We start from the raw sequence: 21,602 nt of genomic DNA, 5'->3' as shown, positions 1-21,602 counted from the left end.
AGGTCGCTCTAGCTCCCAACCCTGCCCTTCCAAAAGATCAACCGCTACGCGGTAGTTGGCGTAATGCCAGTGCTTGTTTTACTCTGCACTCGCATCAGTCACACCAACCACTACACGGTAGATGGCGTAATGTCAGTGTATTTTTACTCCAACTCTACAGCTGTTACACCAACCGCTACGCGGTAGTTTGTGCAACGCAAGCCGCAATAGACCTGTGGCAATAAACGCTTTGGCATGGACTTCACCCCTTAAAGGCCAAAGTGTTATGCGGTAGGTGACGCAACGAAAGCCACGAATAAAGCTGCTGCAATAAAGCTATTGGCATGGAGCTACACCCAAAAGACTAGCAACAATGATGTGTTTTACTCTCCCAAAGTGTCGCACGAATTGGCCTGTCACCAACCCACATCACACCATCCCTACCCCAACAATATCAAATTAGTCTTTTTTCTTATCGTTTTACGCCTTCCTCGTCCTCTTGTCTGTATTTCCTCAAAAGCCATTTCAGATTGCAAGCGATATGTGAAATACGGGCAACAAGTTGTCAATTGGTCTGTTTTCCTGCATTTTCCTTTTGTTTGTTGGTATCATATTATTGTTATATCTTTGCAGCCGAAATCTGCTAAAAGACAATACAAAACAACTATCTACATAAAAATACAATAATTACTAGAAAGATGCTAAAACACAGTTACACATTGCTGCCCATGGCAAACAGGGTGGCACTGGTGGCTTGTTTGGCCCTTTCGCCCGCAGTTAGGGCAATGGCCACAACAAGCAACACGCATCCCAACGCAACATCTTTGCAACAAACAACCCGTAAAACCATTACGGGAACAGTGACCGATGCCAATGGCGAACCGCTCGTTGGCGTTAGCGTAAGAAGCAAAGACAGCAAGGGAGGTACAATCACCAACATCGACGGACAATTCTCGATGCAAGCTAGCGATGGCGAAACCATCGAAGTGTCGTATGTGGGCTATGCCACACAAACGTTAAAGGCCAACACCGTTGCCCCCATGACTATCGTTATGGAAGAAGACAAGAAGCTATTGAACGAGGTGGTGGTTACGGCTTTGGGTATAAAACGCGAAGCTAAGGCCCTTACCTACAACGTGCAAGACCTGAAAGGAAGCGAAGTGACGCGCGTTAGAGATGCCAACTTCGTGAACGCCTTGGCTGGTAAGGTGGCGGGCGTTACCATCAATCAGAACGCATCGGGCGTGGGAGGCTCCTCGCGCGTGGTGATGCGTGGTACCAAATCGCTGTTTGGCGAGAACAACGCACTTTATGTTCTCGACGGCATTCCTATGCAAGGCCTGCGCACCAAGCAAAGCGACAACTTCTACGAGTCGGTTGAAGTGGCCGACGGCGACGGCATTTCGAACATCAACCCCGATGATATCGAAAGCATGTCGGTGCTAACGGGTGCATCGGCCGCAGCCCTTTACGGTAATCGCGGAGCCAACGGTGTTATCCTTATCACCACCAAGAAGGGCACGGTGGGTCGTCCTCGGGTGTCGTTCTCTAACAGCACCACCTTCTCTCGTCCCTTTGTTACACCGCAGTTCCAAAACACCTACGGTCGCAAAGAAGGCGAATTTGCCAGCTGGGGTGAAAAGCTGGAGCGCCCGTCGAACTACAATCCGCTCGACTTCTTTAACACTGGCTTCAACGTTTCCAACTCGGTGGCATTGTCTACGGGTAGCGAAGCCAGCCAAACCCATATTTCGGTGGGTGCGGTTAACGCAGGCGGCATCATCCCCAACAACCGTTACAACCGCTACAACTTCACTTTCCGCAACTCGTGGGACGTGATTAAGGATGTGTTGCAGCTAGATTTCAGTCTGCTTTACGTAAAGCAAGGCACGAAAAACGGCATTGGACAAGGTATGTATTACAACCCCTTGGTGCCTACCTACCTTTTCCCGCCCAGCGACGACATCAACCGCTATGCCGTGTACGAAATGTACAACAGCGTGCGCAGGTTCAAAACGCAGAACTGGCCCTATGGAAACTTGGGCTTGGGCATGCAAAACCCCTTCTGGATTGTTAACCGAAACAAGTTCGAAACCAAGCGCGAACGTTACATCGCCAGCTTCTCGGCCCGTTGGAACATCAACTCTTGGCTCAACATATTGGGTAGGGCGCGCATGGATAACGCTTATACCGACTTCGAACGCAAACTCTATGCCTCTACCGACGGACTTTTCTCAAAGCCTGCAGGTAACTGGATGACGCAAGACGACAAGAACTCGTCTGCCTATCTCGACTTCCTGGTGAACATCGACAAGCAATTTGCCAACGACGAGATACGCCTTTTGGCCAACATCGGCGGTAGCTATTTCGACGAACGATATACAAGCAAAACCTTCGAAGGCAACTTGGCACGCGTGCCAAACTTCTTCCACCCCTCTAACATGTCGCCCACCGAGAGCTCTACGGCACATGCCAACCTGCATACGCAAACCCAATCGTTCTATGCAAAGGTTGAAGTGGGTTATCGCAACTTCCTCTTTGCCGACGCGACGGGTCGTATCGACTTCTTCTCGACATTGCTAGGCACCGACAACAACCACGTGTTCTACCCCTCGGTAGGTGCTTCGGTGCTGCTCACCGAGGTGTTGCCCTTGCCCAAGAACATTTTCTCGCTATGGAAAATACGCGGTAGTTACGCACAAGTGGGTAACCCCCCGTCGCCCTATCTCACACGCGACGCCGTGGCACTATCTAACGGTACGCCCAAGAGTGAAGCCCATACGCCTGCTAAACACTTGAAGCCCGAGATGACAAAGGCCTTCGAATTGGGTATGGACATGCGTCTGTTCGACAACAAACTGAACATCGCCGCCACCTATTATAACAGTAACACCTACAACCAGCTATTCCGTTACAAGCTGCCACCTAGCTCTGGATACGAATATGCTTACGAAAACGCGGGTAAGGTGAACAACTGGGGTGTGGAGCTTAGCGCCACTTACAACCAGAAATTGGGACCTGTTGACTGGACGGCAAACCTTATCTACTCGCTCAACCGCAACGAAATAAAGGAGCTGTTGCCCGAATATGTAACCGACCATACCACCAACACCACGGTGAAAGCACCAACAGAGTTTGAGGTATCTTCGGCCGAGTCGTACAAAATGATACTGCGTAAGGGTGGAACGATGTCTGACATCTACGCTTCGCACCTGAAACAAGACTACCAAGGCAACATCTTGGCTAGCGGAGGTGTGCAGAAAGACGAGAACGATTACGTGAAAGTGGGTTCTGCCGCACCACGATACAACATCTCGTTGCGCAACAGTTTCGCATGGAAAGGCATCGAAATGGGCTTTATGCTTGACGCTCGCGTAGGCGGAGTGGTGGTTTCGGCCACACAGGCACTGATGGACCAATTCGGCGTTTCTAAGCAAACGGCCGACGCTCGCGATGCCGGTGGCGTGCGTGTGAACAATGGCCTGATCAATGCAGAACAATATTACGGTGTAGCAGCTGGCGGACGAACGGGCCTCTTGGCACATTACGCATACAGCGCAACCAACGTTAGGCTTCGCGAAATGTCTATTTCGTACGACCTACCCACAGCTTGGTTTGCCAATAAGCTGAAAGTAAATCTCTCGCTAACAGGCCACAACCTGCTGATGATTTACAACCGCGCACCCTTCGACCCTGAACTAACCGCCAACACAGGTACCTATTACCAAGGGTTCGACTATTTTATGCCTCCCAGCCAACGAAGCATGGGCTTCGGCGTGAAGGTTAATTTCTAACCCACACAATATAATATAAGCAACAATGAAAAAGAACATCATAAAGCTTTTGACCCTTGTCGCACTATGCACGCCCGTATATGGCTGCCTAGACTCGAGTCTTAACGACGACCCCGATAAGGTTAAAGCATCCGAGTTGGGAAAAGACAACCTACACGGAACTTACCTTACCTCCTTGCAACGCAACGTGGTGCCCGAAGACCAAAACGACTTTCAGCTAACGGAAGACCTCGTGGGCAACATGTTTGCTGGCTATTACGCTGGCACGCAGAGCTGGGAAGGCGGATATAACAGTACTACCTACGCCTTTCCCGACCATTGGAAGAACCGCCCCTTCTCGGTGGCTTTCACCAAGCTGATGAGCAACTGGCATCAACTTCGCCTCAAAACCGACTCGGCTAGCGTGCTTTTTGCCATGGGCGAAGTGGTGAAGGTGGAGGCCATGCACAAAACAACCGATATCTATGGGCCTATTCCTTACACCCGTTTCGGTTTGCAAACGCCCGTGCCCTACGACTCGCAAGAAGCCGTTTACATGCGTTTCTTCACAGAGTTGAACCATGCCATCGGCGTTTTGACAAACTTCGACAAGCTTAATCCTGGTGCCAAGCCTCTCGATAAGTTTGACCTTATATATGGAAGCGACATCAAAAAGTGGATTCGTTTTGCCAATTCGCTTAAGCTGCGTTTGGCTATGCGATGCCGCGCGGTGTATTCTGGCGCACAAAAGTTGGCCGAAGAGGCTGTGAACAACTCCTACGGCGTGTTGGAAGACTATGCCGACAATGCTGTGATGCAAACGGTTGGTGCGCTTTCGTTCACCTATAACAACCCCTTCTACAACATTTACAGTCCAGAAGGCTATAACGAAGACCGCATGGGCGCCTCAATGGACGCTTATCTGAATGGCTTTGCCGACCCACGTTTGCCCAAGTTCTTTGCCAAAGCTAAAGGAGATGTGTATCGCGGACTGCGCAACGGACTACGTAACGGTAAGAATTTTCAAGGCAACGAAAACCTATCGATGCCTACAATAACCCGCTCTACGCCCTACGTATGGATGACGGCTGCCGAAGTTTGGTTGCTCAGAGCCGAAGGTGCATTGTTTGGTTGGAACATGGGTGGTACGCCACAGGAGCTTTACGAGAAAGGCGTGAGTTCGTCGTTAGAACAATATGGTCTTGCAGGGGATGTTGAAGCCTACCTATCTAGCAACGCCAAGCCCAGCGCTTACGCAGGTTTGAGAGGCAGTCCTGCGGCTGAAGCTCCATCAGACATCACACCCGCATGGGACGATAACGCTACGCAGGAGAAGAAACTCGAACGTATCATCACCCAAAAGTGGATTGCTATCTATCCCTTGGGTCAAGAAGCGTGGAGCGAATTCCGCAGAACGGGTTATCCCAAACTGTTCCCCGTGGTAGACAACCTTAGCAATGGCAAGGTGAACACCAACGAACAAGTGCGCCGTTTGCCCTTCCCCGCCAGCGAATATGATGGCAACAAGGCGGAAGTGGAAAAGGCCGTGCAACTGCTTGGTGGTGAAGATACGGGCGGTACACGCCTATGGTGGGACAAGAAATAATGCTGAACACCATATAGCCTGCTATCATTTACGCATTAAAAAAGACGTTTTCGTTAAGACAATGTTAATATAAAGACAAGAGAAACGGGCTTGCAAAATGGTCAACCCGTTAACTTGTCAACTGAAATAAGAACAAAAATGAACGTAACAAACATATTCCGGGGGATTTTATCCCTAGCTCTGGCTGCTGTGGCACTAACCTCGTGCAACACCAGCATCGAGGCTTTGGACATCATCAAGCCCGAAGAGAAGAGCGAGCAATATTATGCCGACCTGCGTGCGTATAAGCAACGAACAGACCACGAAGTGTTCTTCGGGTGGTTCGGCGGTTGGAACACCAAGTCGCCCAACATGATTGGTTCGCTTAAAAGCGTGCCCGACAGCGTTGACATCATCTCCATTTGGAGCGGAACATACGACCGCGAAGACATGGAATACGTACAAAACGTGAAGGGAACACGCGTAACCTTCACCATCTTCGCTCACAAAATTCCCGCACAATTCTTGGAAGGAGAAAACCACGACCAAGTAACGCGCGAAGGAATTGAGCGTTATGCCATGGCATTGGTTGACACTATGAAGACCTACGGTTATCAAGGTATCGACCTAGACTATGAACCCGGCTACCAAGATCCTGCTGGAGGACCTTTCACTGGTCCGCTTGTGGGTCCTGCAAGCGTGTATCCCAACTATCGCGACAACATGGAGATATTCGTAAAGAAGCTTGGCGAGTTCGTAGGACCTAAGAGTGGTACGTCTAACTTGTTGATCATCGACGGCGTTCCCTATGACGTGAAACCCGAATTGGCCGAGTATTTCAACTACGGAGTTGTGCAAGCCTACAACAGTGGCAGCTATGCCAACCTGCAAAGTCGTTTCAACAGGGCTGCCGCACGTGGTTGGAAGCCCGAACAATACATCTTCGCCGAAACCTTCGAAGGCGGAAATGCAGCCAAGGGAGGTGTTCCTCACACGTTGGAAAACGGCAAGACACGTGTTCCTTCGCTCGTGGGTATGGCCCATTTCTTGCCCGAATATAATGGCAAGAAGGCCACGCGAAAGGGTGGATGCGGAACTTACCACATGGAGAACGACTACGACAACTGGCCCAACTACAAGTACACGCGTCAGGCCATACAGATTATGCAAACCCATCGCGATACCGTAGCGACCACAAAACCCTAAGAAAGGAATCACAACAATGAAAAAAATAATGAGAAACTTGCCCGCGCTGCTGGCTATTTTGCTGCTGGGCGCATGCGCAGATGGCATAAAGAGCTACGACGGACTTTATATCATGGGCACGCAAGGTAAGGAAGTGACTACCACACTCACCGTAGACGATGTGCCTTCGGGTATGGGCGTGAACGTGGCAGCTAGCGAACTAGCCACGGAAAACATTACCGTGACACTGAAGAGCTCACCCGAACTGGTGGAAAGCTTTAACAAGGAGCATCACAAAAACTATGTATTGCTGCCACAAGAAGCTTATAAACTGGAGAATACCACGCAGACCATAGCGGCAGGCAAGCATATTTCGGATAAGGGAACACAGCTCACCATCGTTAGCCTAGAGGCAATGAAACCCGGAACTACCTACCTTTTGCCCCTAAGCATTAGTAACGTAGAGGGTACAGACATGCCCGTTATCGAGGCTTCACGTACCATCTACGTGGTGGTAAACCAAGTTATCGTTACAAAAGCTGCCGATTTGGATGCGCCATGGCGATTCTACTATGCTGATTTCAGCAACAATACGGGCCGTTTTGATACCCATGCCATGAAGAGCGTTACTTTCGAGGCTCGCGTTAGGTTCAGAAAGATGAACGCCAACAGTAGCAAGTGGTGCTATTCGGTTATGGGATTGGAAGAGAATCTTTGCCTGCGAACCGCTGGAGGACCAGCTGACGGATGGAAATTGCAGCTTGGCGACCCCAACCACATGGACTCGCGCGACGTTCTTCCCAATGATAAGTGGGTGCATTTGGCTTGCGTTTACAACGGCGAAACAGGCAAGAAGTACATCTATATCAATGGCGAGCTGCAAGCCGAAACAACTGATAGTCGCAAAACGATCAGTCTTGCCAAGGCATACGGTCAGAACGACTTGTTCTACATTGGTCAATCGGCTAGCGATGACAGATGTATGGAAGGTTGGGTAAGTGAAGCACGCGTGTGGGCAACGGCTAGAACGGCTGCCGAATTGAAGAATAACGTGTGCTGGGTAGACCCCACTTCGAAAGATCTTGTGGCCTACTGGCGCTTTAACGAGGCACAAAAGCAGGGCGACAAGTGGATTATTACCGACCTTACGGGCAACGGCTTCAATGCCCATTACTTCTCTTGGCCCTCTGGACAAGAACCAAGTTTTGTTGATGCAGTGCGTTGTCCCGAATAACGAGACGGCAAACTGGCCTGCTTAAGATGAAGAAAAAGGACTCGCTTGGCCATTCTAACGATCGGCTAAGATTAAGTCGGGTTCTAGATCAAGCACAATAATGATGAGGGGTGCGCTATCTCAGCGCATCCCTCACACTTTTTTGTAGGCCCATCGGTATGTATAATTAACGTTGGTCAATTATACCACAGAGCACGAAACGCCTACAACACATATTAGGAATGGGGTTTAAACTTGTGCCTTCTTATGGCTTAGTTTTATTGAAGATTCATCTTAAAAAAGTCCTCTAGCTTATCAAACGGAACAACTCCATTCTGGTTATCGTAGAAGTCGACATGCTTAGCATTGGGTACAATGAATAGCTCCTTGTTGTCAGTCCCTATGCATTTGTAGGCGTCTTCACTCATATATCGCGAATGGGCGTTTTCCCCAGCAACGATGAGTGTTGGTACATTGATTTCATTGGCGTACGTCAGAATCGGGAAATTAAGGAATGAAAGCAGCGTGGTAGCTGTCCAAACCTGATTGGAAATCGACCGTTCGTGGAAGCCTCGTGGTGTTTTATAGAACTCAATATAATCATTTAAGAACTGAGGAACCTTATCGGAAGGGGTATCTGGCATCGCATAACCTGGCGTAGGGGTTCCTGTTTCTGCATCCGTCCAACGAATAGCATTAAGCGAACGCTTCATTTCCAGCCGCATCTCGGGTGTGTTGGCATCAAAATATCCTTTGCTAAATACACGCGTCATATCATACATTACCATCGTAACAACAGCCTTTATACGCGTGTCTATAGCCGTAGCGTTAAGCGCAAAACCACCCCAACCGCAGATTCCGATAACGCCTATCCTCTCTCTATCCACAAAAGGTTGAAGCCCTAAGCAATCCACAGCAGCCGAAAAGTCTTCGGTATTGATGTCGGGTGATGCTACATTACGGGGTTCGCCACCGCTTTCGCCCGTATAAGAGGGATCAAAAGCCAAAGTAACGAAACCTCTTTCGGCCATCGTTTGTGCGTAAAAGCCCGAAGCTTGTTCCTTTACAGCTCCAAACCCACCGCAAACGGCAAGGGCGGCGAGCTTCTTATCTTCGCTGTTTTTCGGGAAATACAAATCCCCAACAAGGCTGATGCCATAGCGATTTTTGAACGATACCTTTTTATATTCAACTTTATTGCTTTGTGGGAAGATCTTATCCCAGCAGCCAGCATTTACTGGCATTTCATTGTTTTTATTCATATTGCTAATATTTGGTTTATTAAATTTATTCATTATGCATAAATACACCCTTTACTTTTGCGTATTCTTCTTAAATATAAGCCTATTGCCAAGTATATCAATGTTGGAATAATGCCAAAAAGGGGAGAAACTAAAAGAGTTTTATCGACTGAAATAACAGTGTATCCTTCTGAAATGAGCGGATTAAGAGCGTCTTTCATCGAATGCATCAACACTACTAATAAGAGTGAACGCGAAAGGAAGAAAATCTCCGTGTACATGATTGTCCAAACACCAATAACCACAAAGCTCACCAAAACAAACAACTCTTTGCTATAAGGGAAGAACATTGTTTGGTAAGCATCGTCTAAGAATACGAGGTTGTATGGTAAGTGCCATACTTGACAGACGAATGCCACCACTAAGTAAATCACCCATTCGTTTTTGGTGAGTTGTTCCATTTTCACAGTGAGATAGCCTCGAAAAGCAGTTTCTTCAAAGATGTTTTTGATAAAACCGGGTAAGAAAGCAGCAACGAAAACAGGGAGAAAGGCAGCTACATTAAACTTGCTCGCATTTACCCAACCTAATAGTTTGCCAACAAACAGCGTTATGCCAACAACCACGGGATAGACTACAATCGCAAAGATATACCAGCGAGCGTTTTGCATGAAACGAGGTTTTAAAGGTAAATCTTTCCAACCATCGCCACCCAAAAGACGAAGCAAAAGCATACAAACGATTGGAGTAGCAATAAAAATCAACGATCCAAGTGACTCTAAATTAGAAGGCTCGCCAAGTAATTGGTTTAACCCAACGCCTATCCATCCGCAAGAAATGGCTGCCAAACTAAATATGGCTACATTTCTGAAAGTATTTGATTTTGTATTCATGTCGTTGATTCTCTTAGGGTTTTATTTCACCACCACATGTGGCGAGAATGTTATCTTTGTGCCATGTACAAGGCAAGTATATTCTTAAATCTCATTGTTCTTGTTCATGTCGCTAACATTTTGGCTTATACAATTTATTTGTTAGGCATGAATACGCCCTTTACTTTTGCGTATTTTTCTTAAATACAAGCCTATTCCGAGATAGAGCAGTAGCGGGATGAGTCCAAAACTAGGCGACACAAGCAGAGTCTTATCGGGCGAAATAACGGCAAATCCTTCTGAAATTAGTGGGTTGAGGGCGTCTTCCATCGAGTGCATCAACACCACTAACAAAAGCGAACGCGAAAGGAAGAATATCTCCGTGTACATAATTGTCCAAACACAGATGACGAGCGTACTTACTAGAACAAACATCGCTTCACCATAAGGGAAGAATGTAGCCAAGAAAGCGTCATCCAAGAGCACCAGATAGTAGGGCAGATGCCATACTTGCCACACCAGCGCCACCACTAAATAAACCACCCACTCATTTTTAGTGAGTTGCTCCATCTTAACTGTGAGATAGCCTCGCCAAACCGATTCTTCAAAGATGTTTTTGAAAAACTCGGGTAAAAAGGCTGCACCAAGAACGGGAAGATATGCTGCAAAGCTAAACTTACTTACATCCACCCAGCCACATAGCCTGCCAATAAGCAGCGTTATGCCGATAACCACCGGATAAACAGCAATGGCAAACAAGTACCAACGGCTATTTTGCTTGAAGTTTGGTTTCAAAGGAAGGTCTTTCCAGCCGTCGCCAGCAAAAAGGCGAAGCAAAATCATGCACACGATAGGTGTGCTGATAAAAATCAATGCGCCAAGTGATTGCAAGTTAGAGGGCTGCCCGAGCAACTTATCTAGCCCAATGCCAACCCATCCGCAAACGATAACCACCAAGCTAAATATGGCTACATTCCGAAGCGTTCTTTTATTGGTTCTCATATTTTTGAAGTCATTAATTTATACTGATACGAATATTTCACTGTTTGCCGGGCCTTTATTGATACCCTTTTAAGTACTCCAAGCAGGGCATTTGCCTTTTCCGTAGTCAAAACATCATTACCCCAACCCCTACGTTTAGGGGGACATTTCCCATTTGGTCCTGATACATTTATATTAAATTACTTATTTGAAACAGGTCGGAATGATGGCAATACACCATCTATATTCAACGGATTGAGGATCTGAATTGTTTTCTAACCAACACTTCTGCCAAATTCCTTCTTATTAAGGTGGGTTTATTTTAATCTCTCTAAAATTTTATCTTCGTCGTAAACAAGCATACCTACTGCAACCAATGAAGCAATACCATGTGCCAACATCCAACCTTTAGCAATGCTATTCTTCAGCTCTTCATCAGATAGGTTTCGGCATTCCTCACTCTTTCTCATTATTTCTACCACTCGCTCACTTTCTGGGAAAATGTCAGTTAGCTTCACATTTATAATGTTATCCATGTAAAACGCTTTGAATAGGGCAGGTTCGGTGTACGCCATACGCACATATCCCAATCCTAAATCCATGAATGGATCACCTGTTTTCGAGTAACCGAGCATGACGTTTTGAAGATACGGGAGGGCCTTTTTACAAATTTCGGCTTTTAGGTCGTCCATATTTTTATAACACCAGTAGATAGGTTGGGTTGAACAACCTATCTGTTTGGCAATGTTTCGGGCAGATAGCACCGAGAAGCCTTCTTGTCTTACCATCTCGAAAGCGGTTTCTATAATCACTTCCTGAGATATCATTGTTGATTTCGGCATAAGCTTTATTATATAACTATTGTAATATAACACGTGTTATAGATGCAAAAGTACTACTTATTTTCTAACCAACAAAGTTTTAAACATAAAATAACTTATGCCCATCCATACACGTGCCATGCATGCGATTCTTTACGCCGAACTTGCATGGGTTATACCAACCGCTACACGATGCTTGTAACAAAAAGCGTTGTTTACACCTTTACCTTGCTCAAAATGATGGTATTTTATTTTGCATCCTTCTATTAATGGCTGTGTTAAATAACACTTTTATGTTGCGTTTTACAACTACCCCTAGTCTATTAAACAACCATCTCCAATCCATTTAACAACTAACCTAAACACGTTATACCGCTAGCTACAATGAACTTTATGGCAAACCGCTTTGTTATCACTAAGATGGAATCCTATTCCATATCATCTGGAACGATGTTCCAGTTTAGCTGGAACAGCATTCCAGACAACATGGAACAGCCGTCCAAAACATATATAACACGGCGATTAATTTAATAATGCATAACCAAGACTTAGAAAGCGCATTTTAGAAACAATGAAAATGCGAACGAGGCAACGGTTAAGAGCAATCCGTTATGTCAGTTACCCCTACGCGGTAGTTGGTGAGATAGCCATTGATTTTTCACCTAATCGTGTTCAACAGGCATCATATCCCATGCCGAATTCGTATAGAAGTAGGGGTGAGTTCGGGTTAAGAGCAATCCGTTATGTTAACTACCGCGTAGCGGTTGGCCTTTTGGTAGGGCAGGGTTGGGAGTGAAACGACCTACCCTGTCTAAATGGTGCACCTAATCCCACAAGGCCGTAGGTCTTGGTCTTTTTACGTTTAAACTATCAGTTTGATGTGAACCAATGACCAAAAACAATGTCATTCGCCAATAGCATTTGCCCGCATATCCGCCTATTGACTGGACAACAGCTGCGGTAAATATAAAAAGACCAAGACCTACGGCCTTGTTTTGTTATTCCATCCGCTAGGCAGGGTAGCTCACTTCGTTCGCAACCCTGCCCTACCAACGGACCAACCGCTACGCGGTAGTGGGTGAGATAGCCATTTGTTTTTTATCTAATCGTGTTCAAAGGGCATCTTATCCCATGCCGAATTCACATAAAAGTAGGGGTGAGTTCGAGATAAGAGCAATTCGTTATGTCAATTACCGCTACGCGGAAGTTGGCGAGAGCGCCATTCGCTTTTTATCTAATAGTGTTCAAAAAAAACATCGTTTCTTATCCCAAGTTCACGTAAAAACATGTATTCTTCATCCCCAAGACGCCTGAAAAGACGAGTAACTAACACATCCTGACGTTCCTTCTTACCACCCTCAAATCCCCTATCAGCCCACTTCTTTTTAGCTTATTTTTGTATTTTTTGGTTTGTTAATAGGTTATTTCTCATTTTGAATTGTAATGATAATAGAGTGGCCTAAAAACCCAAGCTTACTTATGCTGCGTTAGTAGCGCAAAGAAGCATTGGTCAGATTACCACTTTTTACAACTCTCTCTTTAAGAAATATGATGCCTGTTAAGAACAAAACCATAGAAGACTACGTGTTTGGGCGATGCAATGCCCAACAGATGGAAGAGCTATTGGCGTGGGCCAAGGGGGCTAACAAACGCATGCACTGGCTCTTCGCTCTTCGCGAAGCCTTCCTTAACATGAAGTATCAACACGCCTTCGACGACAAAATCATTGTCGATATCGCCGAAGAACGCCTCTTCAAGGCCATTGCCGAGGGGCAGGGCACATAAGCTTAAACGCCCGCCCAAGTGTTTTCTGGCGCAAGGCTTTTGCCTTACTGGCGCTTTTCCTTTCACCTTTTCTTTGTCATTTTCCCAACAAGTCGTAATTTTGCAAGTGTCTAAACTAAGTTAAACGGATTGTGTATGAAGTGCCCAACACCTCGTTCGGCCATCAACCCGTTTGCTTGTCAACGAGTATGGAATCATTAAAAGAGAAAACAGCAAAGGGCTTATTCTGGGGTGCATTAAACAATGTGTTGATGCAACTCATAGGTGTGACCGTGGGCATAGCGCTGGGACGACTGCTCGATAAAACCGACTACGGCATGATTGCCATGATAAGCGTCTTCGCGCTAGTGGCAAACGAATTGCAAAACAGTGGTTTTAAGGCTGCACTAAACAACATCAAGCAACCGCAACACCGCGATTACAATTCGGTGTTTTGGTTTAACATCTGCATGGGCGTTACCCTTTACACCCTACTCTTTTTCCTTACGCCACTCATCGCCAACTATTATCACACGCCCGAACTAATTCCCCTGTGTCGCTATGCGTTCCTCTCACTGATTTTTTCTAGCTTCGGAACGGCCCAATCGGCCTATCTCGCCAAAAACATCATGGCCAAACAGGTGGCCAAAGCCAACCTTACCAGCACGATTATATCTAGTTTGGTGGGTGTGGGCATGGCTTGGCAGGGCTACGCCTATTGGTCTTTGGCAACGCAAACCAACCTCTACGTGTTGCTCAACACCCTACTTTATTGGCATTATTCGCACTGGCGACCCACATTCAGCTTCGATTGGCAACCCGTTAGGCGAATGTTCAAGTTCAGCAGCAAACTGTTGTTCTCGGCTATTCTCACCGATATCAACAACAACATTATGAACTTGCTGCTCGGCCACTATTATTCGGCAGCCAGCACGGGTGCTTACAACCAAGCCTACCAATGGCATTCCAAGGCCTTTTTCTTGATTCAGGGCATGCTCACGCAGGTGGCACAGCCCGTATTGGTTGACGTTGGCGACGAACGCGAACGACAATTGCGGGTGCTTCGAAAGATGATGCGACTCGCAGCCTTCCTGTCTTTCCCCTTGCTTTTCGGGCTGGGCATGGTGGCTCACGAGTTTATCCTCATCGCCATCACCGAGAAATGGGCGCAAAGTGCCGAGTTCATGAGACTGCTTTGTATCAGTGGCGCATTCATCCCGCTCACGTTCTTGCTCTCCAACTTGGTGATAAGCAAGGGCTGCTCTTCGGTTTACCTCTACGTAAACCTTGGCTTAGGCGTGGCCCAGGTTGTGGCCATGCTGTCGCTCTACCCTTTTGGCATCAAGTGGATGATATGCGCCTTGGTGATGCTCAACATTATCTGCTTCGGCGTTTGGGCACTGTTTGCGCGTCGTTTGGCCGATTATAAGCTGCGCCTACTTGCTCGTGACACACTTCCTTTCGCTCTCTGTGCCCTCGGCGTGATGGCCCTCACGTGGTTTTTAACCCAACAAATCACCTTGCTCCCGCTACTTCTTGGCGTGCGCGTTGTTGTGGCTGCCCTTCTGTATCTAGGCATCATGAAGTTGGCCAACGTAGATGTATTCAACGAGATGCTGGCATTTGCTAGACGCAAAAAGGTGTAAGTACAATTCTAACAAAACCCGCCAACTATTTTTTAGGTTCTATTTGTGCAGGCTTCTCCTACTTCTTGAAGCCCGCATTCACCCCTATTATCACCTTTTTTAGGTATTGTCCGCTTTCTATATAATGCCTAACTTTGCAAAGCCTGTGCTTCACATCGGCATCAAAATACCTTTAAAAGCGAATGTTCAAGATTTGTTTTGCCGTCCTTTTGCTTGTCGTGGGAGCAACCTCAACAGCCAAAGCGCAAGGCGTTTTGCTCAACGGCACCATCAAAGCCAAAAGCGATGGAACCCCAGTAGAGTATGCCACCGTTACGCTAAAAGAGTGCGAGCTGTGGGCTATCACTGACAATAAGGGCCGTTTCGCCATCAAGAACGTGCCATCGGGCAACGTAACGCTCACCGTGCGTTGCCTAGGCTTCGCCACGTTTACCACCAAGGTGAACGTAAAGACAGGTATGCCACATATCGGCATCAGCCTTAACGACGACAACCTGAAACTGAACGAGGTGGAAGTGGTGGCCAAACGCAAGGGCGACGCTGTCACAACAAGCTACACTATCGACCGTTTGGCCCTTGATAACCGACAAGCCCTGAACCTTGGCGACATCATGAGCCTTCTTCCTGGTGGCAAAACGTGGAACAGTTCGTTGCTGCGCGACACCCGCATTGCCCTTCGCAGCAGCGGTGGAGAGATGGGTAACGCCTCGTTTGGTACGGCCATTGAGGTGGATGGCGTGCGATTGGATAACAATGCAACACCTGGCGAGACGCTCGGAGCAGGTACACGCACCCTTAGCACAGCCAATATCGAGAGCGTTGAAGTGCTTACAGGCGTGCCGTCGGTAGAGTATGGCGACCTAAGCAACGGCGTTGTGAAGGTAAACACGCGTCGCGGGAAGTCGCCCTTCATTGTAGAAGCCAAGCTAAACCAAAATACACGCCAGCTGGCACTAAGCAAAGGCGTTGACCTTGGTCGGAAAATGGGGCTCTTTAACTTCTCCATGGAACACGCGCGCACGTTCGGCGACATCACATCGCCCTTCACTGCCTACCAGCGCAACGTGCTTTCGGCCCATTATATGAACGTGCTGATGCGCCACAGCATGCCCCTAACGCTCAATCTGGGTATTACGGGCAATGTGGGCGGATATAATTCGAAGGCCGATCCCGATGGCGAACTAGACAGTTATAGGAAAGAACGCGACAACAGACTTACCGCAAACTTCTCGGCCGAGTGGTTACTCAACCGCAAATGGCTCACCAACTTGGTGCTGAAATCGTCGTTATCGTATGCCGATCAGCTATACGAGAATTACGGGCATACCAGTTCGGCCACTACGCTGCCTTACATCCACACCATGAAAGAGGGCTACTTCGTGGCCTACGACTATGACAAACGTCCCTCGGCAGACATCATTCTGGGGCCAACAGGTTATTGGTATGTACGCAGTTTCAACGATAGTCGACCCCTAAGTTACGCCTTCAAGTTGAAGGCCGATTGGGTTAGGCGCTTCGCGCGCGTGTATAATAAGGTGTCGGTTGGGGCCGATTACACAGGCAGTCGTAACCTCGGCCGCGGCACCTACTACGAGGAGGCGCGCCTAACGCCCACATGGCGTCCCTATCGTTACCACGAATTGCCCACGCTGAACAACCTTGCCATCTATGCCGAAGAACGCCTAAACGTGCCAACGGGAAAGCTTTCGAACATGGAACTAACTGTGGGCGTTCGCAACGACATCAGTAACATCGCAGGCTCGGCCTACGGAACGGCCTCAACCCTCTCGCCACGCGCCAACCTTCGTTACGTGTTTTGGCATGGCAGGGATGTCTTGGTGCGAAACCTTTCGGCACATGTGGGCTGGGGAAAGTCGGTTAAGTTGCCCTCGTTCCAAGTGCTTTACCCCCGCACCAGCTATATCGACCGACTGGCATTCACCCCTGGAAGCACCGCCGACAACAAGGCCTACTATGCCTATCACACCTTTCCGTCGCAGGCGGTGTACAATCCGCAGCTGCAATGGCAATACACCAACCAGCTTGATCTTGGTTTGCAAGCGAACATTGGACACACGCGCGTAAACCTCTCTGCCTTCTATCACAAAACGTTTAACCCTTATACGGCTGTGGTGGTGTACAAACCATACACCTATAAATATACTTCGCAAGCGGCATTAGAGCATTGTCCCATCCCATCGGCTAATCGCGAGTACCACATCGACCAACAAACGGGCATCGTAACCGTGAACGACATCACGGGCGCCAATGCCCCCATACAGTTGCCTTACAAAGAAAGGGAAGGCTATCTAAGCAACCGCAAGTACGTGAATGGGTCGCCCACCGAACGTTTCGGCATAGAGTGGATTGTGGATTTTGCACAAATCAAGGCTTTACGCACTTCGCTTCGACTAGATGGCAACTACTACTTTTACAAGGGATTAGATAACTTGCTCTTTGCCGCTTTACCCTCGGAGGCTGGCACGCTCAATGCCCAAGGCAAGCCATACACCTATATTGGGCATTATCGTGGTAGCGGAACAACCTCTACCGACAATGCGGCGTCGCCCTCGGTGAGTAACGGTTCGCTCACGCGAGAGGCCAATCTCAACGTCACCCTCACAACCCACGTGCCGCGCATACGTATCATCATGTCGCTACGTGTTGAGTGTTCGCTCTATCAATACAGTCGTCCGCTGAGCGAATTGCCAAACGGAACGCGCGGCTACGTTTTGGAAAAGGGCAACGATTTCTTTGGAACGCCTTACACGCGGGATGTTCGCGACAAGCACATGGTGGTTTATCCCGAGTATTACAGCACGTGGGAAGAGCCCGATAAACTTATTCCCTTCGCCGAAAAGTTTGCTTGGGCCAAAGACAACGACCCCACTTTGTTCAACGATTTGGCTAAACTGGTGCAACGAACCAACTATGCCTTCGTGATGAATCCCGAACGTTTGTCGGCCTATTACTCGGCCAATTTCAGCGTAACGAAGGAGATTGGCGACCGCATACAGGTGATGTTCTATGCCAATAACTTTTGGAACACCATGAGTAAGGTGCGTTCTACGCGCACAGGACAAGAGACTTCGCTCTATGGTAGCTCGTATGTGCCCGCCTTTTACTATGGGTTGGGACTGAAAGTGAAGATATGATGGGGGTTGCTAAGAAGTAAAGAAGTAAGGAGTTAAGGAGTTAAGCCAAATGTATTGTTGCTGCGTGGCAAACGTTCTTGTAAACTTATAAACCCATAAGCTAAAAACTTATAGACTAAAGAACCCATAAACTAAAAAACTTATGCCCTCATAAACTCACAATCTCATACACTCACGACCCCATAACCCCATAAACTAAAAAACTCATTAACTAATAAATAAGCAATTATGTATCGCAAAACAATTCTTATCAATTCGTTCTTAGCAGCGTTTTTTGCGTTGCTTGTTTTGTCGTGCAGCAGCGACGACAAAGTAGACACAGTGCAAACCTGCAAGGTTAACGTAACTTTGCAGTATCCCGAAAACAGCATTCAGCCCTACGAAGGTGCAAAAGTAGAGCTTGTTGACGCACGTGCATCGGTGTTCGTAGCCACAACTAACGCTAAGGGAGTGGCCGAATTCACTGTACCAGCAGGTATTTATGACGTTCGTAGTAGTGCAACGCGCGGCGATGGAACATGGAAATTCCACCTTAATGGCAACAAAAGCAAGGTTGTTGTGTCGCCACCAACTACGGAAATAGCGCTTGAAATGAAACTGTCAAAGGCTAAGGCCGCCCAGATTATCATTAAAGAGCTTTATTGCGGAGGATGTCCTGCCGATCAAGGTACTGGCTATTTCCACCAAGATAAGGGCTTTATCCTCTACAATAATAGTGCAGAAGTGGCCACAATTGAGAACTTAGCCGTTGGAATGGTCGACCCATTTAGCGCTCATTCACCCAAAAACGATTGGATGAAAGATGGCAAATTGGAATACGAAGGGAAAGGTTTCATCCCTGCCATACATGGTATTTGGTATTTCCAAAAGCCCATAACGATACAACCTTACTCACAAATTGTGGTGAATGTTAATGGTGCGATCGACAATACCAAGACCTATTCTAAGTCGGTTAACTATGCAAACAAGGACTATTATGCCATGTACGACCCCGAATCGGGTTACAACCATGAGTATTATTACCCCTCTCCATCAGGGCTTATCCCCACTTCTCAATATCTGAGAGCCGTTGAATATGGGCAAGGTACTGGCTGGCCGCTTAGCACTTTCTCGCCTGCAATGTTCATTTTCCAAACCAAAGGCGTTACGCCACGCGACTATGCCACTAACGTTTCGAACATTATCTATGCCCCAGGAGCTGCACAAAATAAGGTGAATGCAAACTTGAGAATGCCCAACGAATGGGTGCTTGATGCCATAGAGGTGTTTAACACAGCCTTTATAGCAAAGAGCAACAAACGTTTCCCTGCTGAATTAGACGGTGGAAGTGTGCAGATGACAAACAAGATGGGCTACACGCTGTACCGCAACGTTGACAAGGAAGAGACCGAAAAGCTACCCGAGAACAAGGGAAAGCTGGTGTATGGATATAGCATGGGTGTCTCTACGGGCGACCCCAGCGGCATTGATGCTGAGGCTTCGATAAAAAATGGTGCACATATTATATATATGGACACCAATAACTCTACCAACGACTTCCACGAAAGGAAGGCTTTCTCGATTAAAGGAAAGTAAAATAACCTCGCCCTAAACCTACATACCTAGAATTACTAGCAAGCTTAGATAACATCAAAAGGCCTAAACTAGCTAGTAATTCTAGGGCTAGGAGGGGGGCTAAAAAGGCTTAGAAGTTCTAGGGCAGCTATAAGTTCTGGGATAATAAGCCACTGCTAGCCTCCTCAATTCCCTAACCTTTAACCCCATTCGTTCTGTGTTCTCACTCCTTTTACTCGTCCTTCCCTTCGCGTCGACAGCTCTCCCAGCCGACACCACTCCTGATTTTCGCGACTTCAACCTCGTGAAACAGGCCAATCCTTGGCTCATTTCGCCCAACGCTGCTGCACTAACACGCTACAATCAGCGCAATATATCGGTGGCCGAAGTAAGGGGTAGCGTGGCCAAAGGCGACTTCGTGGACTACTCCCAGTCGTCCAATGTGGTGCAAGCAGGCGCTATGGTCGAGTCGTTTTTCCGAATTAACCCACGCAGTGTTGTTTACGGGCGAATAGATTACGACAACTTCGCGGGCAAAAACATGCTGGGTTCGGTATTCATTAACCCCGAACGCAAGCCATTCGACCTATCCGAAGACTCGCTAACCAATCCCGGTAACAAGCATCGCGACACCTATAACCTCGTAGGAGCTGTGGGTATAGACCTCTGGCGAGGCTTAGCCGTGGGGGCAAAGGTAGATTATACGGCCGCCAACTATGCCAAGTATAAAGACCTTCGCCACCGAAACAGTCTGATGCAACTTAATTTTTCGCTGGGCATTGCAGCCCCAATAGGTGCTCATTGGATGTTAGGCGCCAACTATATTTACGGCCGGAGCACCGAAAGCCTACGCTTTGTAACCTACGGAAAGACCGAAAAGGTGTATAAAACGCTTGTAGACTATGGCGCATTTACGGGCGAAGTGGAGCAGTTTGGCAACAAAGGCTACACCGACGACTCGCGCGAACAGCCCCTACTTGACGAACAAAACGGACTTGCTTTGCAAGTGGAGGGGCGATTAAACCACGCCTTCTCGCTCTTCGTTGGTGGCCAATTCGCCCACCGAAGTGGTTTCTACGGTCGCAATTCACCCTATTCCATCGTGCATTTCAAGCATCATGGCGACATCTTTGAGTTGCAAGCCGTGGCCACTTTGCGACAAGCACGCAACCTACACCAACTGGCTGCCACATTATATAATGAGCGATTGGAGAACAACAAGACCACCTACCGCGAGAATCGAACCGAAACGGGCAGCACATATTACGACTATTTCGACCCCATAAAGACGTCCAACAAACGTTGGAACAACCTTGTTGTAAGATATACGGCATGGTTTGGCCTGGCAAACGACATCTCCACGTGGACCATCTCTGCCTCGTTGCAAGCCGACAGCCGCCAAATATCGGCCTATCTTTACCCCTACGTTCAGCGACAACAGCTGCATACCAACCTGCTTTCGCTGCTCGTCACTCGCAATCTCACGCTTAGTCGCCGCACCATGCTCTCTCTTACAGGCGGACTTTCTCGCCAATGGGGCAGCGGCGAGCCAGAACAAACGGCCACATTGGCAACGCCTAGCGACAAGCAGAAACCCCCAACGGTGATGCAAGCCTATCTTTATCGCAACCATCACCTGCTAACCGCACCGCAATGGGGTGTGCATCTAGCCGTCAAATACGCCTTCTGCCTACCCCGTTTGCACCTACCGCTCTACGTTCGCACCCAAACCACGTGGCGCCGAACCACCGAGCCTTCACCCTGGATTGACAACCAACACCGCACCGAGGCCACTTTGGCCATAGGATGCACGTTTTAATATTGCAAAAACAT

At 47.9% G+C, this 21,602-nt stretch carries 13 protein-coding genes; 9 read left to right on the top strand and 4 right to left on the bottom strand.

Annotated features, from left to right (window positions below; genetic code table 11):
• Positions 1–677 precede the first annotated feature (677 nt).
• From F453_RS0105625 to F453_RS0105610, 4 genes are all read left to right on the top strand, one after another.
• Entirely contained in the window at positions 678–3,773 is a 3,096-nt protein-coding gene (locus F453_RS0105625) for a SusC/RagA family TonB-linked outer membrane protein (protein ID WP_018967143.1), read from the top strand.
• Positions 3,774–3,798: 25 nt separating this feature from the next.
• A complete protein-coding gene (locus tag F453_RS0105620) occupies positions 3,799–5,358 on the top strand; it encodes a RagB/SusD family nutrient uptake outer membrane protein (protein WP_018967142.1) in 1,560 nt (519 codons plus the stop codon).
• Between the two features lie 138 nt (positions 5,359–5,496).
• Positions 5,497–6,543 carry a glycoside hydrolase family 18 gene (locus F453_RS0105615; protein WP_018967141.1) on the top strand — a complete coding sequence of 349 codons (1,047 nt, stop codon included), beginning with the start codon at positions 5,497–5,499 and terminating at the stop codon, positions 6,541–6,543.
• Positions 6,544–6,559: 16 nt separating this feature from the next.
• The gene (locus F453_RS0105610) at positions 6,560–7,756 is read left to right on the top strand and encodes a BT_3987 domain-containing protein (protein ID WP_018967140.1); all 1,197 of its coding nucleotides are present in this window, start codon (positions 6,560–6,562) and stop codon (positions 7,754–7,756) included.
• Positions 7,757–8,013: 257 nt separating this feature from the next.
• On the opposite strand, the gene F453_RS0105605 is transcribed toward F453_RS0105610, so the two are convergent.
• The 4 genes from F453_RS0105605 to F453_RS0105590 form a co-directional block, all read right to left on the bottom strand.
• The gene (locus F453_RS0105605) at positions 8,014–9,030 is read right to left on the bottom strand and encodes an alpha/beta hydrolase (protein WP_018967139.1); all 1,017 of its coding nucleotides are present in this window, start codon (positions 9,028–9,030) and stop codon (positions 8,014–8,016) included.
• The gene (locus F453_RS0105600) at positions 9,030–9,869 is read right to left on the bottom strand and encodes a CPBP family glutamic-type intramembrane protease (RefSeq protein ID WP_025789868.1); all 840 of its coding nucleotides are present in this window, start codon (positions 9,867–9,869) and stop codon (positions 9,030–9,032) included. The genes F453_RS0105605 and F453_RS0105600 overlap by 1 nt, the downstream gene beginning before the upstream one ends.
• Before the next feature lie 141 nt (positions 9,870–10,010).
• Complete coding sequence (locus F453_RS0105595; RefSeq protein ID WP_018967137.1) at positions 10,011–10,850, bottom strand: CPBP family glutamic-type intramembrane protease; 840 nt, start codon at positions 10,848–10,850, stop codon at positions 10,011–10,013.
• Between the two features lie 296 nt (positions 10,851–11,146).
• A complete protein-coding gene (locus tag F453_RS0105590) occupies positions 11,147–11,671 on the bottom strand; it encodes a TetR/AcrR family transcriptional regulator (protein ID WP_018967136.1) in 525 nt (174 codons plus the stop codon).
• A 1,527-nt stretch (positions 11,672–13,198) separates the two neighbouring features.
• Here F453_RS0105590 and F453_RS0105580 point away from each other — a divergent pair.
• From F453_RS0105580 to F453_RS0105560, 5 genes are all read left to right on the top strand, one after another.
• Positions 13,199–13,435: a hypothetical protein gene (locus F453_RS0105580; protein ID WP_018967134.1), complete on the top strand. Its 237-nt coding sequence runs from the start codon at positions 13,199–13,201 to the stop codon at positions 13,433–13,435.
• A gap of 188 nt (positions 13,436–13,623) precedes the next feature.
• Entirely contained in the window at positions 13,624–15,060 is a 1,437-nt protein-coding gene (locus F453_RS0105575; protein WP_018967133.1) for a lipopolysaccharide biosynthesis protein, read from the top strand.
• 182 nt (positions 15,061–15,242) lie between these two features.
• Complete coding sequence (locus F453_RS0105570; RefSeq protein WP_018967132.1) at positions 15,243–18,215, top strand: TonB-dependent receptor; 2,973 nt, start codon at positions 15,243–15,245, stop codon at positions 18,213–18,215.
• Between the two features lie 228 nt (positions 18,216–18,443).
• Positions 18,444–19,790 (top strand): DUF4876 domain-containing protein, encoded by a 1,347-nt coding sequence (locus tag F453_RS0105565; protein ID WP_018967131.1) that lies wholly within the window; start codon positions 18,444–18,446, stop codon positions 19,788–19,790.
• A 196-nt stretch (positions 19,791–19,986) separates the two neighbouring features.
• The gene (locus F453_RS0105560; RefSeq protein ID WP_025789866.1) at positions 19,987–21,588 is read left to right on the top strand and encodes a DUF6850 family outer membrane beta-barrel protein; all 1,602 of its coding nucleotides are present in this window, start codon (positions 19,987–19,989) and stop codon (positions 21,586–21,588) included.
• Positions 21,589–21,602 lie beyond the last annotated feature (14 nt).

Origin of the sequence: Hoylesella loescheii DSM 19665 = JCM 12249 = ATCC 15930, assembly GCF_000378085.1 — a bacterium.
Classification (GTDB): Bacteria; Bacteroidota; Bacteroidia; order Bacteroidales; family Bacteroidaceae; genus Prevotella; species Prevotella loescheii.
This window is presented reverse-complemented; position numbering and strand designations above follow the sequence as displayed.

What these genes read in the sequence shown, in the direction of transcription:
- F453_RS0105625 (WP_018967143.1), top strand. Translation starts at nt 678, where the DNA reads ATGCTAAAACACAGTTACACATTGCTGCCCATGGCAAACAGGGTGGCA.
- F453_RS0105620 (WP_018967142.1), top strand. Translation starts at nt 3,799, where the DNA reads ATGAAAAAGAACATCATAAAGCTTTTGACCCTTGTCGCACTATGCACG.
- F453_RS0105615 (WP_018967141.1), top strand. Translation starts at nt 5,497, where the DNA reads ATGAACGTAACAAACATATTCCGGGGGATTTTATCCCTAGCTCTGGCT.
- F453_RS0105610 (WP_018967140.1), top strand. Translation starts at nt 6,560, where the DNA reads ATGAAAAAAATAATGAGAAACTTGCCCGCGCTGCTGGCTATTTTGCTG.
- F453_RS0105605 (WP_018967139.1), bottom strand. Translation starts at nt 9,030, where the DNA reads ATGAATAAATTTAATAAACCAAATATTAGCAATATGAATAAAAACAAT.
- F453_RS0105600 (WP_025789868.1), bottom strand. Translation starts at nt 9,869, where the DNA reads ATGAATACAAAATCAAATACTTTCAGAAATGTAGCCATATTTAGTTTG.
- F453_RS0105595 (WP_018967137.1), bottom strand. Translation starts at nt 10,850, where the DNA reads ATGAGAACCAATAAAAGAACGCTTCGGAATGTAGCCATATTTAGCTTG.
- F453_RS0105590 (WP_018967136.1), bottom strand. Translation starts at nt 11,671, where the DNA reads ATGCCGAAATCAACAATGATATCTCAGGAAGTGATTATAGAAACCGCT.
- F453_RS0105580 (WP_018967134.1), top strand. Translation starts at nt 13,199, where the DNA reads ATGATGCCTGTTAAGAACAAAACCATAGAAGACTACGTGTTTGGGCGA.
- F453_RS0105575 (WP_018967133.1), top strand. Translation starts at nt 13,624, where the DNA reads ATGGAATCATTAAAAGAGAAAACAGCAAAGGGCTTATTCTGGGGTGCA.
- F453_RS0105570 (WP_018967132.1), top strand. Translation starts at nt 15,243, where the DNA reads ATGTTCAAGATTTGTTTTGCCGTCCTTTTGCTTGTCGTGGGAGCAACC.
- F453_RS0105565 (WP_018967131.1), top strand. Translation starts at nt 18,444, where the DNA reads ATGTATCGCAAAACAATTCTTATCAATTCGTTCTTAGCAGCGTTTTTT.